The 19,693-nt window shown below is 48.2% G+C and carries 21 protein-coding genes and 2 pseudogenes; 15 read left to right on the top strand and 8 right to left on the bottom strand.

Translation table 11 applies throughout. The annotated features are described in order from the left end of the window. The first annotated feature begins 4 nt into the window (after positions 1–4). Together MKQ70_RS36515 and flxY are read left to right on the top strand one after the other, a co-directional pair. Positions 5–292 carry a hypothetical protein gene (locus tag MKQ70_RS36515; RefSeq protein WP_248080592.1) on the top strand — a complete coding sequence of 96 codons (288 nt, stop codon included), beginning with the start codon at positions 5–7 and terminating at the stop codon, positions 290–292. Next, positions 247–1,296 (top strand): flexirubin biosynthesis putative acyl-CoA ligase FlxY, encoded by a 1,050-nt coding sequence (gene flxY, locus MKQ70_RS36520; RefSeq protein ID WP_504909823.1) that lies wholly within the window; start codon positions 247–249, stop codon positions 1,294–1,296. The genes MKQ70_RS36515 and flxY overlap by 46 nt, the downstream gene beginning before the upstream one ends. A 68-nt stretch (positions 1,297–1,364) precedes the next feature. On the opposite strand, the pseudogene MKQ70_RS36525 reads toward flxY, so the two are convergent. Continuing rightward, positions 1,365–1,843, bottom strand: a pseudogene (locus MKQ70_RS36525) (DUF6702 family protein). A gap of 67 nt (positions 1,844–1,910) precedes the next feature. Here MKQ70_RS36525 and MKQ70_RS36530 point away from each other — a divergent pair. After that, positions 1,911–2,501, top strand: coding sequence for a HupE/UreJ family protein (locus MKQ70_RS36530; protein ID WP_248080601.1), 591 nt, complete (start codon positions 1,911–1,913; stop codon positions 2,499–2,501). 31 nt (positions 2,502–2,532) lie between these two features. Beyond that, positions 2,533–4,854: a M1 family metallopeptidase gene (locus MKQ70_RS36535; RefSeq protein WP_248080604.1), complete on the top strand. Its 2,322-nt coding sequence runs from the start codon at positions 2,533–2,535 to the stop codon at positions 4,852–4,854. A gap of 181 nt (positions 4,855–5,035) precedes the next feature. Here MKQ70_RS36535 and MKQ70_RS36540 read toward each other — a convergent pair whose 3' ends face one another. Both MKQ70_RS36540 and MKQ70_RS36545 read right to left on the bottom strand, forming a co-directional pair. Beyond that, positions 5,036–5,212 (bottom strand): type II toxin-antitoxin system antitoxin, encoded by a 177-nt coding sequence (locus tag MKQ70_RS36540; protein ID WP_248080617.1) that lies wholly within the window; start codon positions 5,210–5,212, stop codon positions 5,036–5,038. A gap of 193 nt (positions 5,213–5,405) precedes the next feature. Further along, on the bottom strand, positions 5,406–6,092 hold the full coding sequence (locus tag MKQ70_RS36545) for an SPFH domain-containing protein (RefSeq protein ID WP_248080619.1): 687 nt from the start codon (positions 6,090–6,092) through the stop codon (positions 5,406–5,408). A 266-nt stretch (positions 6,093–6,358) separates the two neighbouring features. Here MKQ70_RS36545 and MKQ70_RS36550 point away from each other — a divergent pair, with 266 nt between their 5' ends. Continuing rightward, positions 6,359–6,694, top strand: coding sequence for an alpha/beta hydrolase (locus MKQ70_RS36550; RefSeq protein ID WP_372490070.1), 336 nt, complete (start codon positions 6,359–6,361; stop codon positions 6,692–6,694). Between the two features lie 403 nt (positions 6,695–7,097). On the opposite strand, the gene MKQ70_RS36555 is transcribed toward MKQ70_RS36550, so the two are convergent. After that, entirely contained in the window at positions 7,098–7,409 is a 312-nt protein-coding gene (locus MKQ70_RS36555) for a helix-turn-helix domain-containing protein (RefSeq protein ID WP_248080622.1), read from the bottom strand. Positions 7,410–7,501: 92 nt separating this feature from the next. Continuing rightward, complete coding sequence (locus tag MKQ70_RS36560; RefSeq protein ID WP_248080625.1) at positions 7,502–7,972, bottom strand: cupin domain-containing protein; 471 nt, start codon at positions 7,970–7,972, stop codon at positions 7,502–7,504. A gap of 370 nt (positions 7,973–8,342) precedes the next feature. Here MKQ70_RS36560 and MKQ70_RS36565 point away from each other — a divergent pair, with 370 nt between their 5' ends. From MKQ70_RS36565 to MKQ70_RS36610, 10 genes are all read left to right on the top strand, one after another. Beyond that, entirely contained in the window at positions 8,343–9,377 is a 1,035-nt protein-coding gene (locus MKQ70_RS36565; protein ID WP_248080628.1) for a LacI family DNA-binding transcriptional regulator, read from the top strand. Positions 9,378–10,010: 633 nt separating this feature from the next. Next, positions 10,011–10,388 (top strand): carboxypeptidase-like regulatory domain-containing protein, encoded by a 378-nt coding sequence (locus MKQ70_RS36570; RefSeq protein ID WP_248080631.1) that lies wholly within the window; start codon positions 10,011–10,013, stop codon positions 10,386–10,388. Continuing rightward, positions 10,385–10,774 carry a TonB-dependent receptor plug domain-containing protein gene (locus MKQ70_RS36575; RefSeq protein WP_248080634.1) on the top strand — a complete coding sequence of 130 codons (390 nt, stop codon included), beginning with the start codon at positions 10,385–10,387 and terminating at the stop codon, positions 10,772–10,774. The genes MKQ70_RS36570 and MKQ70_RS36575 overlap by 4 nt, the downstream gene beginning before the upstream one ends. Before the next feature lie 113 nt (positions 10,775–10,887). Further along, positions 10,888–11,466, top strand: a complete 579-nt coding sequence (locus tag MKQ70_RS36580; RefSeq protein WP_248080637.1) for a hypothetical protein — start codon at positions 10,888–10,890, stop codon at positions 11,464–11,466. Then, positions 11,463–11,753: a hypothetical protein gene (locus tag MKQ70_RS36585; protein WP_248080640.1), complete on the top strand. Its 291-nt coding sequence runs from the start codon at positions 11,463–11,465 to the stop codon at positions 11,751–11,753. The genes MKQ70_RS36580 and MKQ70_RS36585 overlap by 4 nt, the downstream gene beginning before the upstream one ends. 137 nt (positions 11,754–11,890) lie before the next feature. Next, positions 11,891–13,354, top strand: a complete 1,464-nt coding sequence (locus MKQ70_RS36590) for a SusC/RagA family TonB-linked outer membrane protein (protein WP_248080643.1) — start codon at positions 11,891–11,893, stop codon at positions 13,352–13,354. Positions 13,355–13,379: 25 nt separating this feature from the next. Further along, the gene (locus MKQ70_RS36595) at positions 13,380–15,104 is read left to right on the top strand and encodes a SusD/RagB family nutrient-binding outer membrane lipoprotein (RefSeq protein WP_248080646.1); all 1,725 of its coding nucleotides are present in this window, start codon (positions 13,380–13,382) and stop codon (positions 15,102–15,104) included. Between the two features lie 72 nt (positions 15,105–15,176). Further along, entirely contained in the window at positions 15,177–15,512 is a 336-nt protein-coding gene (locus tag MKQ70_RS36600; RefSeq protein ID WP_248080648.1) for a hypothetical protein, read from the top strand. Then, the gene (locus tag MKQ70_RS36605) at positions 15,500–15,733 is read left to right on the top strand and encodes a thioredoxin domain-containing protein (RefSeq protein ID WP_248080651.1); all 234 of its coding nucleotides are present in this window, start codon (positions 15,500–15,502) and stop codon (positions 15,731–15,733) included. The genes MKQ70_RS36600 and MKQ70_RS36605 overlap by 13 nt, the downstream gene beginning before the upstream one ends. Positions 15,734–15,738: 5 nt before the next feature. Further along, positions 15,739–17,043 carry a cytochrome c gene (locus MKQ70_RS36610; RefSeq protein ID WP_248080654.1) on the top strand — a complete coding sequence of 435 codons (1,305 nt, stop codon included), beginning with the start codon at positions 15,739–15,741 and terminating at the stop codon, positions 17,041–17,043. Between the two features lie 33 nt (positions 17,044–17,076). Here the strand turns inward: MKQ70_RS36610 and MKQ70_RS36615 are convergent, their stop codons facing one another. The 3 genes and pseudogenes from MKQ70_RS36615 to MKQ70_RS43145 all read right to left on the bottom strand — a co-directional run. Next, positions 17,077–17,826 (bottom strand): MutS-related protein, encoded by a 750-nt coding sequence (locus tag MKQ70_RS36615; protein ID WP_248080657.1) that lies wholly within the window; start codon positions 17,824–17,826, stop codon positions 17,077–17,079. Between the two features lie 20 nt (positions 17,827–17,846). Then, positions 17,847–19,331, bottom strand: coding sequence for a MutS family DNA mismatch repair protein (locus MKQ70_RS36620; RefSeq protein ID WP_248080658.1), 1,485 nt, complete (start codon positions 19,329–19,331; stop codon positions 17,847–17,849). A 55-nt stretch (positions 19,332–19,386) separates the two neighbouring features. Next, positions 19,387–19,685, bottom strand: a pseudogene (locus MKQ70_RS43145) (MutS N-terminal domain-containing protein); the annotation flags it as partial. Positions 19,686–19,693: the final 8 nt, after the last annotated feature.

Below are 19,693 nucleotides of genomic sequence, written 5' to 3' on the forward strand. Positions count from 1 at the left end.
CACTATGTATATACCCGATATAGAATTACAACCTAAAAACAGGATCAAACAGTTCCAGGAAATGGAGCTGCAGCATTTACTGGGCTATCTGCGCCAGTTTTCGCCGTTTTACAAAGAATGGTTCGATAAGCATGGCGTGGAAGTGAGCAGCATTCGTACGCTGGAAGACCTGGTAAAAATTCCCGCCGTGGGCAAGGAGGACTTGCAGCAGCGGAACTGGGATTTTTATGCGTTGATAAAAGTAAGATCGCGGAATATACAACCACTTCCGGCACGCTGGGCAAGCCCGTAGTGCTGCCATTGACAGAGAAAGATTTGCAGCGCCTGAGTTACAACGAATACATTTCTTTTTCCTGTGCTAACGGCACAGATAGTGATGTTTTTCAGCTGATGCTGACGCTGGACAGGCAGTTTATGGCCGGAATGGCTTACTACCAGGGCATCCGCAGGTTGGGTGCCGGTGTATTGCGCGTGGGGCCCGGCGTTCCGTCGCTGCAATGGGAAAACATCCAGCGCATACAGCCCACCACGATTGTGGCGGTGCCTTCATTTATTTTAAAGTTGATCGCTTACGCCGAAGAACATAACATAGATATCAATGCCAGTTCTGTGAAAAAGGCCGTATGCATCGGCGAAAATATCCGCAATGTGGACTTTTCGCTGAACGTGCTGGGCCGCATGATCACGGACAAATGGAATATCCAGCTGTTCTCTACTTACGCTTCCACGGAAATGCAGACGGCCTTTACCGAATGTAATGCCGGCAGGGGAGGGCATCATCATCCCGAACTGCTGATCGTGGAGTTGTTGGATGAGCATGATCAGCCGGTAGGTCCCGGCCAACCCGGCGAGGTGACCATTACCACACTCGGCGTGGAAGCTATGCCACTGCTGCGTTACAAGACCGGCGACATTTGCCAGTACGACGAAATACCCTGCAGTTGCGGCCGGCAGACAGTTCGGTTATCGCCTGTAATTGGCCGCCGGAAGCAGATGATCAAGTATAAAGGTACTACGCTGTATCCGCCTGCGCTGTTCGATTTGCTGAGTGGCATGGAAGGGGTGAAGGAGTTTGTGGTGGAAGTGTTTTCCAACGAAATTGGTACCGATGAAATTTTGCTGCACCTGAACGCCGCCGACGAGTCGGAAGATATGGAGCGCAAGGTGCGGTCGTACCTGCAGGGCAAGCTGCGTGTGATCCCGCAGTTGCGGTATTGCAGCATGCAGGAAATTTTAAAAATGCAGTTTCCGGAAGGCAGCCGGAAGCCGGTGAAGTTTATTGATAATAGAAAATAGCTGATAGTAGTGCCGCCGTTGAAGTGAGCGACGCAACGGCGGCTGAAATAAGTTCTCCCGCTGGTGCACTAAAAATTAAACTCCGCATCCATCTTTGGGTTATCGAGCTTCGTACTTTTCCTTTCTTCATTCACGATCACGTGCACCATATTGATCTGGGAATCATGCGATTCGTACAGCAAGTCATCTTTTAAGCTCAGTTTCTTAACAGCGGGGCCTACATGGGCCTCAAGATAACACCAGGCCGCTTCTTCCGGATCTCGTAACCCAGGTACTTGAACGTGACCGGTTTACCGTCTACCTGCACCCGTAAATGCTTTTTGATATAATCGCCGGCAAGAGAATCTACCAGCTTGCGGTTGTTCGGCTTTATAATATCGAAAGAAGTGTTATATGTCTTTTTTAACGTGTTTTCGAAATCGTCCGCAAATATTTTACAGCTTACTTCCAGCGACTGGCTGGACTTGTTATGCCTTATCTCCGTCATGCTTACATAAAACGGATGCAGGTAAAGTGGCCAAAGCCATTTACAAAATAATAGCCCCATTTCTCCCAAATATTTTAAAAATTGCCCTATTAGAGGTATAATTACCAAAATTAGATAAAATTACGCGATGAGTGAGTTTGGGATGTATTTTCAATTAGGTTGGCAACATATCGCAGACCTGGAGGGTTACGACCATATACTTTTTATAGCCGCTCTTTGTGCTGTATACCTGCTGCGGGACTGGAAAAGTGTACTGATCCTGGTGACTGCCTTTACGGTGGGCCACTCTATCACCCTGGCCCTCAGCGTGCTCAACTTCATCAGGGTGCCCTCGGCGCTGATCGAGTTCCTGATACCTGTTACCATCGTGATAACCGCTATGGCCAACATTTTCCGGAAAAATAAAGCTGCGCCCGGCCGGATGCAGCTGAACTATTTCCTGGCCTTGTTTTTCGGCCTGGTGCACGGCATGGGCTTTTCCAATTATTTGAAAAGCCTGCTGGGTACCGACGGGCTTACCGTTCCGCTGCTCGCCTTTAACATCGGGCTGGAATTTGGACAGTTATTGATCGTAGCGGCTATTTTGCTGATAGCAGGCATCGTTGTAAATATTTCCGGGGTGAAACGCCGCGACTGGAGCCTGTTTCTGTCGTCGGCTATTTTCGGAATTGCTTTAATTATGACAGTGGAACGTTTTAACAGCCTGATTAAACCTTAACTCAACCAAACAAAATCTATAGCCATCTTTTATGTTGATGAAGAAACACTTTGCTTTACTGGGAATGCTGATGGCGGGTGGCCTCGCTGCGATGGCGCAGAATCCGGGCTCTAACCACGGCAACAAATTTGAGCAGCTGGGCACCATGCTGCAGGATCCCAATATGTATCGCTCCGCATCCGGCGCCCCTGGCCCGAAATACTGGCAGCAGCGCGCGGATTACGACATCAGTGCTACATTGGACGATGAGAAACAAAAGCTCACGGGCTCCGAAACTATCACGTACTACAACAATTCTCCCGATCCGCTGACCTACATCTGGCTGCAGCTCGATGAAAACGAGCACAAGGCCACCAGCGACAACCAGAAGTTCGACGGCAGCAAAATGGGCGAACGGATGACTATGAAACAGGTGAATGGTATTCTCGGTTCTACGGACGACGTGGGCCTGCATATCGTTAAACTGACCGATGCGAATGGTAATGCGCTCCCCTATACGATCAATCAGACGATGATGCGTGTGGACCTGCCTAAAACCCTGATGCCCGGCGAAAAGCTGAAACTCAAGATAGACTGGTGGTACAACATCACCGACCGTATGACGGTTGGCGGTCGCGGCGGTTATGAATATTTTAAGGAAGATGGTAACTACCTGTATACGATGGCGCAATGGTATCCGAGGTTAGCAGTGTATTCCGATTTCCAGGGTTGGCAGAACAAGCAGTTTACCGGTCGTGGTGAATTTGCACTGACTTTCGGTAATTTCCATGTAAGCCTGAATGTACCTGCCGATCACGTAATCGGTGCTACCGGGGAATGCCGTAACTACAAAGAAGTGCTTTCGCCCGCACAGTTCCAGCGCTGGCAGCAGGCGCAATCCGCCAGGGAGCCTTTGGAGATCGTAACGCTCGACGAAGCCAATAAGGCTGCTCAAAGCAAAGCCAGTGGCCGTAAAACCTGGGTGTACGACGCTGAAAACGTACGCGACTTCGCCTGGGTAGCGAGCCGTCGTATAGTGTGGGATGCATTGGCAACCAATATAGAAGGCAAGAAAACAATGGCGATGTCGTACTACGGTCCGGAGGCTTACCCGCTGTACCGCAAGTACTCTACCAAAGCCGTGGCGCATACGCTGAAAGTATATTCGAAACATACGATCCCATATCCGTACCCCGTGGCTATTTCCGTGGAAGCGGCCAACGGTATGGAATACCCGATGATTTGCTTCAACTACGGCCGCGCGGAAAAAGATGGTACTTACTCCGAAGGTACCAAATACGGTATGATCGGTGTGATCATCCACGAAGTGGGCCACAACTTTTTCCCGATGATCGTGAACTCCGACGAGCGCCAGTGGACGTGGATGGATGAAGGTTTGAACACCTTCTGCCAGTTCCTCGCAGAGCAGGAGTGGGATAACAACTATCCTTCTTCCCGCGGTCCCGCGCATAAAATCGTGGATTACATGAAAATGCCGAAAGACCAGCTGGAGCCGATCATGACCAACTCGGAAAATATTATTCAATTTGGTCCGAATGCTTACGCAAAACCCGCTACTGCGCTGAATATCCTGCGCGAAACAGTAATGGGCCGTGAGCTGTTCGACTTTGCCTTTAAAGAATATGCACGCCGCTGGGCGTTTAAACACCCTACACCGGCAGACCTGTTCCGTACGATGGAAGACGCTTCTGCCGTGGACCTGGACTGGTTCTGGCGCGGTTGGTTCTTTGGGACCGATGCCGTCGATATTTCGCTGGATAGCGTGAAATGGTACCGCATGGATTCGAAAAATCCCGCGATAGAAAACAAGCTTACTGCCGAAAATGCTAACCGCGACGCGGATCATATTGCAAAAAAGCGCAATCGTGAAGCCGGTATTAAGTTCGCGATCGACCGGGACACAAGCCTGCAGGATTTTTACAATAAGTGGGACCGTTACGCCGTAACACCGGAGCAGGAGGCGGCATTCGGTAAATTTACCGGCAGCCTTTCTCCCGAAGAGAAGAAACTGTACGACAGCAAAAAGAATTTTTACGAATTGAGCTTCAGCAACGTGGGTGGACTGGTAATGCCCGTGATCATCGAATGGACGTTTGTCGATGGCACGAAAGAAGTGGAAACGCTGCCTGCTTACATCTGGCGCAAAAACGAATACAAGTTCACGAAAGTGTTCGGGAAAGATAAAATGGTAAAATCCATCCTGGTGGACCCTTACCGCGAAACGGCGGATATCAATGAGGGGAATAATATGTGGCCCCGTACGGCTGTGCCTTCCAAGTTCGAATTATTCAAAATGGAAGCGCCTGTGCGCGGTGCATCTACTGGTGGCAACCCGATGCAGCGGGCACGGTAATAGCATGAAATTTTTATAGATTGAAGGGGCTGCCGGTAGGTGGCTCCTTTTTTATGGGCACTACGCTTCCAATGCCTGCGACAAAAGCGCCAAAAACGACAAAAACGTTATTTGAATTGTCGGCTTCCTCTTTTACCGTATTGATACAATTAAAAAAGCCGCCCGGACAGGCGGCTTTCACTTATTTTTTATCTTTCTTGGGGATTGATTTCGGTAGTCGTCCGGCTTCCTTCAGTGCTTTGGCAATGAGCCATTCCATCTGTCCGTTTACACTGCGGAATTCGTCGGCGGCCCACTTCTCCAACGAATTGTAGGTCGCTTCATCAATTCTTATCACAAAAGATTTCTTATCCTTCATACCTTTTTATTGATAGATGGTGCCGGCATTTACGATAGGCGTTGCTGCTTTTTCACCGCAAAGCACCACCATTAAATTGCTCACCATGGCGGCTTTCTTCTCCTCATCCAGTTCCACGATCTGTTTTTAGACAGCATTTCCAGTGCCATTTCTACCATGCCTACGGCGCCTTCCACGATTTTTGCGCGGGCGGCTACGATGGCGGTGGCCTGCTGGCGTTGCAACATGGCGCCGGCAATTTCCGGGGCATAGGCCAGGTGGCTGATCCGGCTTCCAGTACCACAAGGCCGGCAGGGGCGAGGCGTTCGTTCAACTCCGCTTCCAACAAGCTATTTACTTTTTCACCACCGTCGCGTAAAGTGATGTCGGCGTTTTCGTCTTCCATGCGGTCGTACGGACAAGTAGATGCCGGGTGCCGTACGGCTGCCTCGCTCTGGATCTGCACATACTGCACATATTGGGCCACGTCAAAAGCTGCTTTATAAGTGTCATTCACCTGCCATACGATTACCGCGGCAATTTCGATAGGGTTGCCCATCCGGTCGTTCACCTTCAGTTGCTGGCCGTTCAGGTTTTCAGCGCGCAGTGAAATGCCCTGCCTTTTAAAGAACGGATTTACCCACAGCAGGCCGTTTTCTTTTACTGATCCTACATAATCGCCAAACAGCGTAAGTACGCGCGAGTGATTGGGTGGGATGATCAGGATACCTTTTGCGGTGAATATAAACAGGAGCATCAGTATAACGCCCACTATCTGCAGAACGGCCCCACTGGCGCCCATCTTGGCGCCTCCTGCCAGGCAGCCTATGGCGCCCAGAAAGAACACAATAGCCAGTACAGCGGCAGCATAACCGGAGGCGGGTTTAATAACTTTTTCCATAGCGGTCAACAATTTTAAAGTGATATCAAAATGATATCAAATTTATATAAAAGAATTTGGCGGGAAAAATTTTATTTTGGGGCGATAAATCAAGGATAAAGGATGAAAAAACGCTTTTACGCCAGCCTGTTGCTGCTGTTGCCAGTACTTACTTTTGCCGCGAAGGTCGATACCATTGCCGTGCAAAGCACCGCGATGCGGAAAGATATCAGGTGTGTGGTGATTACACCGGCCAGTTATAAAAAGCGAAGAAACAGCGCTTCCCGGTGGTGTACCTGTTGCACGGTTATAGTGGAAATCAGTCTGACTGGATCAAGAAGGTACCCGTTATCAAAAACATCGCCGACCGCGATTCGATTATCATTGTATGCCCCGACGGCGGCTTTGGCAGCTGGTATTTCGACAGTCCTATTGATAAGGGTTTTCAGTATGAAACGTTTGTGGGCAGCGAGGTGCCCGCCTATGTAGATAAGAATTACCGCACCCTCGCCGATCCGGCTCACCGGGCTATTGCGGGACTGAGTATGGGGGCACGGCGCGTTATACCTTGCGATTCGCCACACCGATGTATTCGGTGCTGCGGGCAGCATGAGCGGGGGTAGATATCCGTCCGTTCCCTAAAAACTGGGACATCGCCAAACGCATCGGCGACAGTACAAACCACGCCCGAAACTGGGATTATTACACGGTCATCAACCAGATAAAAAGCATTAAGAATGGTGATCTGCAGCTGGTTATCGATTGCGGTGTGAAGGATTTTTTCATCGGCGTCAATCGTTCGCTGCATCAGCAACTCGTGGCGGATGGAATTTCGCACGATTACACGGAACGGCCGGGGAGCACAACTGGACTTATTGGGAGAATGCGGTGGTGTACCAGTTGACGTTCTTTAAACGGTATTTCAATGGCTACAGGCAGTAGGTCATCAGCCTGGAAAGAGCAACGCTGCATCACGGTCGCAGTTACCGGAGATGCAGCGTTGCCAATACATTTATAGTGCCCGGATCAGTCTTCTTTGATTCTTAGTTCGTTCTTATATTCTTTGGGCGTTTTGCCTACGATTTCCTTGAAGAAGCGGTTGAAGTTTGAGAGGTTCTTAAACCCGCAGGAGTAGGCAATTTCAGCGATCGACCAGTCTTCTTCCGTAAGCCGTTTACAGGCGTGGCCGATGCGGACTTCGTTGAGGAACTGTACAAAAGATTTCTTTGTACGGTTTTTAAAGAACCGGCAAAACGACTGCGGCGATAAATTGGTGATGCCTGCTACATCCTGCAGCGATATCTCTTTAGAGAAGTTGTTCATCACGTATTTAAACACGTCGTCGATCTTGTGGTTGTCTTTGGCGTTGTAGGCGTGCGAGTACCCGGTACTGGCCAGGTAGTAACAGTCTTTCGTTTCCGAAAGCGTTTTTAAGATCTGCAGCAGGGAGATGATCCTTTCCAGGCCGTCTTTTTAGGCAGGGATAAAATTTCGTCTCTGAGCAATTCATGGGTGTCGCCGATCACTTTCATGCCGCGTTGCGCGCGATGGAATAAATCGGTGAGGGCCTTGGTTTCGGGGAGACCGTAAAATTTGTCCCCGAAAATGTCCTTTGGGAAATAAATCACTACCGACCGGGCTTTCAGTTCCTCCTGTCCTTTATAATACTCCTCGTCGTTATACCAAACGTGCGGAATATTCGGACCGAGGAACACCATGTCTCCTACGTCGAAACTTTCGATACTGTCGCCCACGATCCTTTTGCCATGGCTTTCTGTAACATACACCAACTCGCATTCGGGATGAAAGTGGAACGGTGTATTAAAGTGCGGGTCGGCCCGCTCGATAATTGTGATTTGGTTGTCGGCAAAGGCCCCCACTTTAATAAGAATGGGTTTCATGTTTGCTTCCTTATTGTTTAAGTCCTATGAATATAAAATGCACTATTCCTCGTATCAGTGATCCGCTATTCAGCGGATTGTTTGCCAAAGTATGTAAATTAAGTTAAAAAACTACAAGTCTGAAATAAAACTTATAGTGGATTGTCAGTTTTTTGAAATTTTGTCGGGCTGATATAAATAAAAAGTTTTATTCCACTCTTTTTCGGGTGATGGAATCATGGTTTCTAAACCATCTTGTGGAATGGTTAGCGTAAAAGCGCTAAACTCCGGAAAATATTTAGCAAAAAATGCCATAAAAATGTGTAATAGTTAGATTTTTGTGTATCTTACTTATCGCTAAATCGATTGAGCAACAACTGTCAACATCAGCATGAAAGGAGTTTCCATTAAAGATATTGCAAAGCAAGCGGGCGTGTCGCCCACCACGGTTTCCTTTGTACTTAACGGCAAAGCTAAAGAAAAACGGATCAGTGAGCAGGTGAGCAAAAAAATATTAAAGCTCGCTGCTAAGTTAAAATACAAACCTAACCAGCTGGCCCGCGGTTTACGCACCGGCAAAACAAAAACCATCGGCCTTATCGTGGAAGATATCGCCAACCACTTTTTCGCGAACGTAGCTAAAATCGTGGAGGAAGAAGCGGATAAATATGGATACAAGGTGCTGTACGGCAGTACAGAGGATAATCTGCAAAAAGCCAAGGGATTGCTCGAAGTGCTGGAATACCGCCAGGTGGATGGTTATATTATTACCCCAACCGTAAACCTGGACAAAGACATTGAAGCCCTGAAACATGCACGCAAACCCATGGTGCTGCTCGACCGTTACCTGCCCAATATCCCTACCAACTACGTAATGGTAAACAACTTCCAGGGCGCATACGACGCGGCGGAATACCTGATGCAACAGGGTTTTGAAAAAATTGCGGTGGTGACCATCACCTCCGAACAAATACAAATGAAGGAGCGCCTCGACGGTTTCCTGGCGGCCATGAAGGCGCACCGGTCGGGTTTTCCACGTAAAATGCTCAAGAAATTATCATTCGCGGCAACCAAAGAGGAAGCGATCGAGGAAATCAAGTCCTTTATTAAATCGATCCCCAACCTGGATGCGATCTTCTTCACCACCAACTACCTCGGCATTTATGGCATTGAAGCGGTGAAAGAGCTGCAAATGCAAATAGGGGAGGACATAGCCTTCATCAGCTTTGATGATCACGACCTGTTCCGCCTGTACAGCCCGGGAATTACCTGTGTGTCGCAACCTATCCACGATATTGCGCGGAATGTTATACAGGTATTAATGAATGAACTGAACAATAACACCAACCAGATCAACCAGGTAGTGCTGCCCGCGACGCTCTTGAAACGCGGTTCCTGCTCAAAAGGGACGAACGCCAGAATCTGAGATTAGATGGCGGAGCTTGTGGGAAAATGGCATTTTCTGATGCTTTATTATTACTTATTTGTATTAAATTAATCTAGTTCGAATTCGAACAAAAAAATAATTGTTAACTTTGGTGAATGAGAAAAGTTTGTCTATGTTTATGACGGCTTAACGTTAAAGTTTTGCCAATTTATAAATGTAATGCCGACTTTGCTTTTACAGTGAACGATAAGTGGTACCGGCCATGCAACAGTGAATAAATAAGGGCGCATCTCCAACGGTGTGTTCCGGGTCAAATAAATCAGGTCAGAATTCCGGTAGATTCTGGAAGTTTATAGTGAAAAAATGCAATTAGAAAAGGTCAACAACATGTAGTCAACCAGATCTTTTTCGTCAACTAAGTTAAAATCCCGGTGAAGAAGTTATGAAGATGGGCTGGTGAAGCCGGATCGTCGTTGCAACAGAAAGATGAGCATTTAAACTAAACAGAAAACAGTAAAACAGTGAACGGCTGGGAAATGTACAAGTTTCCACATGCTTAAATTATTCCCGTGTATTAATTAATGAAATAAGGAAAACAACAGGTATGTAGTTTACCCGACGTATGGAACTATACTTATAAATCTGTATTCATCAAACAAAAAACAGTAAACAATGAAAAGATCGCTGCTTCTAATTGCGGTCCTTATTGGCATGTGTATGCAATTTGCTATTGCGCAGGACAAGAAGGCCGTATCTGGTACGGTGCAGGACGAAAAGGGTAATGCCCTGCCTGGTGTGACCGTAGCTGAAAAGGGCACTACCAATGGCGGTATTACCGACGCAAACGGTAACTTCAGTATCCGGGTAAATCCCAATGCCACTCTAACTTTTTCCTTCCTGGGATTTTTACCCAAAGAAATTTCTGTTGCCAATGCTAAAACGTTTACCGTTGTGCTGGCAGAGGATTCCAAAAACCTGAACGAGTTTGTTGTAACAGGCTTTGGTACTAAAAAGAAACACGCAAGCTGGGTTACTCTATCACCGAGGTGAAAGGTGACGAACTGACCAGGGCTTCCACAGCTAACGTAACGAACGCGCTTACCGGTAAAGTGGCAGGCGTGTTTATCAATGCTGGTAACGGTGGTCCGATGTCTTCTACCCGTATCCGTATTCGCGGTAACTCTTCGCTGGCGAGTAACACTCAGCCCCTGGTCGTTATTGATGGTGTGATTCTGGAGCCAAGTACTACTGGTTCGGACAGCTGGGGTAGTGGTCAGGACTTCGGTAACCAGTTCAAAAACCTGAACTCAGACGACTATGAAAGCGTAACCGTATTGAAAGGTTCTGCAGCGAGTGCGCTGTATGGCTCGCAGGCAGCTGGTGGGGTCCTCTTGATCACCACTAAAAAGGTCGCGCGAGAAAAGGACTGGGTGTAACCCTGAGTCACTCCGAAACTTTTGATAAGGCTTATAAAAGCATCGATCTGCAAAATGAATTTGGTGCCGGTATTAACCCGACCTTCGGTAAAGATTCGGACGGTAATGATATCGTGGACCCGAACAACTTCTTCTGGAGCTTTGGTCCCCAGTTCAAAGGCCAGACCGTTAAAGATATTGACGGCAGGATGATTCAGTGGAATGCAAAACCGAACAACGTGCTTGACGCGTTCCAGGTTGGTCGTTTCGTAAACACAAACGTTTCAGTGGAAGGTGGTAATGAAAATGGTACTTTCAGGGCTTCTTACTCTAACCTGTATAATACCAATATCACCAATAATAAATCTTACCTGAAACGCGACAACTTCGCGATCCGCGCTACCCAGAAAGTTACTTCTTTCATCAACCTTGATGCGAGCATTAACTATTCGATGTCCAGCTCAAGGAACCCGATTGCTCAGGGCGGCAACAGTAGCCCCGTATTTGCGCTGGCTTATTTTAATCCGCGTAACTACGATACCAAGTACTGGAAGCAACGTGAAAACTGGCTGGATCCACGCGGTGGCATCATCGAGAACGATCCGTACGGGCTGGCTTCTATATGGTTCGCACAGGAATACAACAACACTGTTCAGAACGAGAAAACTTTGATCGCTAACTGGACATTACTACTAACATCACTCCATGGTTGACATTGTTATTAAGAGGTAATATCAATGATGCGAACGTCGATAAGACTACAGAAAACTGGGGTACCGATGTTAACTTTGGTGGTGGCGCTTACAGCCTGCGTACTTCTACCCGTCGTAACACTCGTTTACAGGCTTTGTTAACTGCAGACCGTAAACTGAGCAGAGACCTGAATCTCTCTGTGAGTGCAGGTGGTGAGTCTCAACGCTACCAGCCTGAAAGATTCAGTGAGTCAGCCACTGCAGGTGGTCTGAAAGTTCTGGCAAATTTTTCCTTGGTAACTCTGTAAACGTTGCTAGTGCAAATGCTGGTTATCTTTATGGATCAAACAAAGCTCTGGACGCAATTTACCTTTACGGCGATCTGACCTGGAGGGACCAATTAACATTGAACTTCAGTGCAAGGAACGATTGGAACTCTACCCTGATGTATCCTCGTGATGGTCATGGTACTCCATATTACTTCTATCCCGGCGCCAGCTTGTCCTGGTTGTTCTCCGAAGCATTGAAAGACAAAGAAGGGTTTGACTTCCTCTCATTTGGTAAACTGCGTATGAGTTACGCCGTAACCGGTAAAGGAGCAGAGTCCTGGTTAACCGGTCGTGGTAATTACAAGTACATTGGTAACTACACTTTCATAGACGAGACAATTGCCCGTTATGGTTTTGATGGTAGTCAGATGGTTGACTTTAACCTGAAAAACGAAAATACCTACGAGTTTGAATTGGGTGCTGATGTACGTTTCCTCGACAACCGCCTGGGTATCGACGTAGCGTATTACAAAAAGAACTCTAAAAATCAGATCCTGCCCTTCAGCATACCAGTTGAAGCAGGTATGTCTTCCCTAGTTGTAAACTCTGGTAACCTTCAGAATCAGGGCGTTGAATTATTGCTGACCGCTAACCCGATCAGGAGCAAAGACTTCAACTGGGACTTCACTATCAACTTTACCCGTAACAAAAACAAAGTTATCTCCCTCGCTCCGGGTGTAACAGGTTATAACCTGGACCAGGCTTTCGGTGCGGACATGTACTCTGTTGCTATGCCAGGTAAAGAATTTGGTACAATCGTAACCGGCTATGCTTACGCTACTTACCAGGCGAAAGATGCTTCCGGCGCACCAGTAGCTCACGCTAACAATGGTCAGAAAGTACTGAAACAAAATGGTAGTTACTTCCGTAGCGTTGACTACGGCCAGGGTCAGAAAGAACTGGGCACGATGATGGAGAAATTTATGGCGAGCACTTCACAGACGCTCCGTTATAAAAACTTCAACCTTGGTGTGCAGGTAGACGCAAAAATCGGTGGTAAAATGGCTTCTGCCACTCACCAGTATGGTTCTAACGGTGGTACACTCGCAAGCACGCTGTTTGGCCGGTCCAAAGAATTTGGTGGTCTTACCCGCAGAACGTTCGACGCTACCGGTAACGTAACAGGCACCTTCGATGACGGTATCATCCCTGAAGGCGTGTTCGATAACGGCATCAATATTAAAGCACCAAATGGTACTACTTATGATGTAAGCGGTATGTCTTACGCAGATGCGGTGAAACAAGGTATTGTTGAACCAGTGAGCGCAAGGATCTACTACGCAAGGTTGACGCAGTGGTCTACCGGTATCCGCGAGTACTCTACATTCGAAAACAGCTGGGTGGCCGTAAGGGAAGTATCCCTGGGTTACACGATGCCTGCTAAAACAGCTTCGATGATGAAATTGAATAGTCTCCGCGTGAGCCTGATAGGTCGTAACCTTGGTTACCTGTACAACACAACGAAAGATGGCATCAACCCTGAAGCTGGCTTCCTGAGCAACCGCGCAGGTACTTTCGCTGAGTATGGCGGTATGCCTTACATCCGTAATCTCGGTTTCAAAATAGATGCATCCTTCTAGTCTGTTTCAATTTAAAAGAAGAATCATGAAAATATTATCAAATAAGAAGAGCCTGATAGTGCTGGCGATGAGCGGGGTTCTTGCCTTGTCTTCCTGCGGAAAGGAGCTCTACACAGAATATAACACCGATCCGGCTATTTTATACGGCATCAAGCCGGAAGAGCAGTTTACCAACGCTTGTATCGCGATGTTCGATGCAGACTTTGAATACTACTATGACTATTATCGTATCATGATGCCCCGGATGCAATATCAAACAGGCGTTGCAGGCAACGGTAAAACCTTTATGTCTGAGGTAGGTAACTTCAATCAGCGCAGGAACTACTTCTATAGCCGTACAGGTAACGTACTGTCGGATATTAGCTACCTGGCTTCCCTGCAGTCCGATCCCACCAAGTATAAAAACGAGATCGCGATAGCGGATATCCTCAAAGTGTATTACGCTTTCTATACGACTGAAATTAATGGTAGCCTGCCCTATAAAGAGGCTTTCCAGGCTCGTTACAACGGTACGCTGACACCGAAGTATGATAAGCAGGAGGAGTTGTTCAACACATTTGACGAATCACTGAAAGCAGATATCGCGCAGCTGAAATCCGGCGATGCTACTCAGGTGAACTTTGGTACAGCCGACCTGTATTACAAAGGTGTTGAGGCCAGCTGGGTAAAAGCTGCTAATGCACTGCGTATCAGGATCGCTATGCGTCTGCTGAAGCGCAATCCAGAAAAATTGAAAACCATCGCTACTGAGGTTTTTGCAAACGAAACAGATTTGTTCGCCAGCAATGCAGACAACCCGGAGTTCGTTACTTCATTCCAGCATACAGGCGTGGGCAGCAACTGGGATCCTACCGGCAACGGCGGTATCTGGCATGCTTCCAAAGCAGTGGCAGACCTTATGTATGAAACTAACGACCCGAGGATGCGTATGATCTTCCAGAAAAACGGTTATTCACAAGCTAACATCAATCTGGGTATTGCGCAGGGTAAACTGCCAGCTGGTACGGTAGAAAATCCCCGTCGTTATTTCGGTAGCTTTGCTAGCCCTGATGCAGCCGTTGCCACTGGTAACGTACGCTGGTATACCAGGCCGCAAATCACTAAAAACGGTGGTAACTACCTGATGGACACCTTGTCTCAAATTCAATATCGTCTTTTCTGTCCGGGTTTAACAAATCCAGAGGTGGCGAACGGTACCCCCGGCACCGGTGCGGTTACTTTCCCGATGCTTACTTATTCTGAACTTAACTTCCATCGCGCTGAGCTCATAGCTCGTGGCATACTGACCACAGGTAGCGCAGAAACCTATTACAAATTAGGTGTGGTAAATTCTGTTCTGTATTATAGCACTGTTGCAGGTAGAGCAGCTGTTTATGATTATGTTGCCGCTGACGAAACAGAAGCGAACAACTACTACGAGAATAATCCTAAGGTGAAATATAATGCTGCTAAAGCTTTGGATCAGATCGCTTCCCAGGAATATCTGCACTACTTTAAGCAAGCAAATGAGGGATGGTCTCTGTACAAACGTACTGGCATGCCCAACGCTACCACTACGCTTGCTTTTGAGCGTGTGTATGCTGATGGTGTAGAACAGCAGATGCCCAGGAGAGCGTTGATCGCAACACCTGCTATCACCGATCGTAACTTCACTAATGCGCAGGGAGCTATCGACGCCATGGCACAGGATCCCGACTTCGGTCAGGGCCCTTCCGATATCTTCGGTCGTGTATGGTGGGATAAAAAATAGTCTCCATCTTTTATCGCAATAAAAAAGCTCCAGGCCCTCCACAGCCTGGAGTTTTTTTTGTAAATTGGTACAGTGAGAAAACGCGCTTTGCTACTGGTTTTAATAGCTTTTATCAGCACCCCGGGATGGGCGCAGATAAAGTCTTTTCCAAAGCTCACAGACACACTCGGACAACCGGCTGCAATAGTGCCGGGCAAAGCCGGTACCGCTATTATTTTTCTTTCCCCTGAATGCCCGTTGTGTAAAAATTATGGTCCCGCATTGCAGGAGATCCGCGCTAAATTTCCTGACATAAAATATTACGGCGTGGTGCCCGGAAAGGCTTATACCACTCAGCAGATTTCGAATTACGCACGTCAGTATGTAACTGGATACACGATATTGACGGATAAAAAATGCAGCTGGTAAGACAACTCAAAGCCACCACCACACCGGAAGTAGTGCTGCTCGACAAACACGGCAATATTTATTACCGCGGATTAATCGACAACTGGGTAAGCGCCCTGGGCAAAAAACGCGCCCGCGCCACCGAACTATATTTCTCCGATGCACTGTCGGGCCTCGTAGCCGGAAGCCTTATCAAACCAACTTTTACGGCGCCTATCGGTTGCCTGATCAACGAATACTGACCAATATGTTTTATCGCCTTTTGTGCCTGTTTTCACTCCTGTTTTTTGCTGATGCGCTGCTTGCGCAGGAGGTAACTTTTAATAGTGATATTGCGCCTATTATCCATAAGAACTGCACGCCATGCCACCGTTCCGGAGAGGCGGCCCCCTTTGAACTGATTACTTACAACGATGTAGCTAAACGCGCCTCGTTTATTAAGGAAGTGGTAACCACCGGCTACATGCCGCCATGGAAGCCGGACCCGCACTACACGGAATTTGCGAACGAGCGTAAGTTGTCGGCCGCCGACATCAACCTGATAAGGAAATGGGTAGATGCAAAAGCACCCGAAGGAAAAGGCAAAGCGCCGAAGCCACCGGTGTTCATCGCCGGTACGCAGTACAACCGCAAACCCGACCTGGTGCTGAGTATCGATAAGCCTTATCTGGTAAAAGGGGATAACCAGGAGCGCTTCCTTGTATTTAAAATCCCGTTCGAACTGGCAGATTCCATGAACGTGGAAGCCATCGAATTTGTATCGAGCAATAAGCAAACGATTCACCACGCCAACTTTGCCTTCCACCCCGTGGAAGAGGATATTGATATAAAAACGCCCGCGCCGTTCGTGAACCTGACCGAGGACTCGCGCACGAACTATGATCAGTATCTTCCTTTTAAAAAGAAGATGACCTATTATGGTGGCTGGATTCCCGGCACTACGTATGAGTCATACCCGAAAGATATGGGCTGGGTAATGCCCAAACGCGGTGTGGTGCTGCTTACGATTCACTACGCACCCATCGCGAAGGACGATGATAACCTGTCGTCTATCAACGTGTTCTTCAAAAAAACACCGATCAAACGGCCGGTAAAAGTGATCAGTATTGGCTCCGGGGGTATAGGTGAGAAGGAGATAGATCCGTTTTTCTTTATTCCGGCCGGACAGGTGAAAACGTTTAAAGTAAAGGTCACTACGCCCGTGATGGACCAGTCGCTCATGTACGTTTGGCCACACATGCACCTGCTGGGCAAATCGTTCCGTGCATACGCGGTAACGCCAACAGGTGATACGATCAAGCTGGTCAGTATTCCCGACTGGGACTTCCGCTGGCAGGAGATTTACCGGTTTAAAAACCTGGTCAAAATACCGGAGAAAAGTGTGCTGATCGTGGAGGGTACGTACGACAATACGGCGAACAACCCGGATAATCCAAACAATCCGCCTAAGATGGTTTTTTCTTCGGGCGATATGAAATCGACAGACGAAATGATGACGCTACTGATGGTGTTCCTGCCGTATCAGCCGGGGGATGAAACGCTGGAGTTATAAACAAAAAGGATGGCCAATCGCCATCCTTTTTTATCAACTTAATAAGCTCTTTATTTCATTTAATTTGATGAGTGCCTCCACTGGTGTGAGGCGGTTCACATCCACCGCTTCCAGCATTTCGCGCATTACTTTGAACGTATCGCTGTGTGCATCAAAAATACTGAGCTGCATTTTAGGCGGCGCGGAAGCAATCTCCTTCACAGTTTGCTCGAGGGGCGCATCAATGTGCTGTGATTCGAGCTGCGAAAGTATTTCGTTGGCGCGCTGGATCAGTTGCGGCGGCATACCCGCAATTTTAGCCACGTGAATACCAAAGCTATGGCGACTTCCACCCGAAGCGAGTTTGCGCAGGAAGATGATTTTATTCCCAACTTCTTTATTCGTGATGTGGAAGTTTTTCACACGATTGTGCTTATTCTCCAATTCGTTCAGCTCATGATAGTGCGTGGCGAAAAGGGTTTTGGGCCGGTGTGTGGTCATATCATGCAAATACTCCACGATGCTCCACGCAATGGATATACCGTCGTACGTGCTCGTACCACGACCAATTTCATCTAATATAATGAGGCTGCGCGGCGTAATATTATTGATGATGCTCGCCGTTTCATTCATCTCTACCATGAACGTAGATTCGCCGCCACTGAGGTTGTCGGAGGCGCCAACACGCGTAAATATCTTATCCGTTAAGCCGATTTCGGCCTGGCTGGCCGGTACAAAACTGCCCATGTGCGCCATAAGCGTAATGATCGCCGTTTGGCGCAGCAGCGCCGATTTACCGGACATGTTCGGGCCGGTCAGGATGATTACCTGCTGCGTATCTTTATTAAGCAGCAGATCGTTGGAAACGTACGATTCTCCCGGGGCAAACCACGCTCGATCACCGGGTGGCGACCCTCCTGGATATCCAGCACTTCGCTGTCGGTAACATGGGGGCGACGATATTTAAACTGCAGCGCGTTATTTGCAAAGCACAGCAGGCAGTCCAGCTTACCCATCACCTGTGCATTGATCTGTATAGGCTGGATATATTCCTGCAATTGCGACAGCAGCTGTTCGAATAATTGTACCTCGAGTGTCAGTATCTTCTCTTCCGCACCGGTAATTTTTTCTTCATACTCCTTCAGCTCCGGCGTAATATAACGCTCTGCATTGGCCAAAGTCTGTTTACGGATCCACTCGGCGGGCACTTTGTTTTTGTGCGCATTGGTTACTTCCAGGTAATAGCCAAATACATTGTTGAACGCTATCTTCAGGGAAGGAATGCCGGTGGCTTCACTTTCTTTCTGCTGAATCTGTAACAGGTATTCTTTACCCGAATTCGCGATCTTGCGGAGTTTATCCAGTTCTTCGTGTACCCCATCCCGTATGGCGCCGCCTTTATTGGCCAGCACCGGCGGGTTATCCGAGATCGTATGCAGGATCGATTCCAGGATAATATTACAGGGGTTCAACTGTTCGCTCAGGCGTTCAAGATAACTGTTGCCGTTTTTATCGAGCAGTTCGCGGATGGCGCCCACTTGCTGCAATGCCCGTGCGAGCTGCATGACTTCGCGCGGGTTAATTTTTTTCAGGGGGATTTTGGATACCAGTCTTTCGAGGTCACCTACCTGTTTCAGGTGATGGTGCAGCGATTTGTTCAGGTCCGATTGTTTAATAAAGAACTCCACCGCGTCGAGGCGCTCATGGATTAAGCCGATATCGCGGAGCGGAAATACGATCCAGCGCTTCAGCAGGCGGGCGCCCATGGGCGACACCGTATTGTCCAGCACGGAGAGCAGCGATTTGCCATTCTCCACAGTGCTGTGCAGCAGTTCCAGGTTGCGGATGGTGAAACGGTCCATCCACAGGAAGTCATCCTGGTCGATGCGCTGAATATTCGCGATATGCTGCAGGTTCGGATGCTCCGTATCCTTCAGGTAGTGAAGCGTTGCGCCGGCGGCAATCACCGCTTCGTCGAGTCCCTCGATACCAAAGCCTTTCAGCGAATGCGTTTCAAAATGGCGGAGCAGGATCTCATTGGCGTAAGTGGTCGTGAAAATCCACTCCTCCAGCGTATACGTGTAAAACCGGGTACCATACAGGTTCCGGAAGTCTTTCTGTTTTTGTTTGGCAAACACGACTTCGGCGGGACGAAAACTTTGCAGCAGTTTGTCGATATACTCGGTGTTTCCCTGCGCCACGAAGAACTCGCCGGTGGAAATGTCCGGGGAACGATACGCCGGTAGCGTGCTCGCCGATATGTACCGCGGCCAGGAAGTTATTGGTGGAGTTATCGAGCAGTTTATCATTGACGGCCACACCGGGCGTCACCATTTCTGTTACGCCGCGTTTAACGATGCCTTTGGCGGTTTTGGGGTCTTCGAGCTGGTCGCACACCGCTACGCGGTAACCGGCTTTGACGAGTTTATGGAGGTAAGTGTCGAGCGAGTGATGGGGAAATCCGGCCAGGTCGATGAAAGCTGCGGAGCCATTGGCCCTTTTGGTAAGCACAATGCCCAGCACTTTGGCTGCAATCACCGCATCCTGATTAAATGTTTCATAAAGTCGCCGACCCTGAACAGCAGCACGGCATCAGGATATTTAGCCTTGATAGCGTTATGCTGCTGCATAAGGGGTGTTTCTTCCGATTTACTTTTTGCCATGGCGCAAA

The sequence above is a fragment of the Chitinophaga sedimenti genome (assembly GCF_023156195.1).
Taxonomy (GTDB): Bacteria; Bacteroidota; Bacteroidia; order Chitinophagales; family Chitinophagaceae; genus Chitinophaga; species Chitinophaga sedimenti.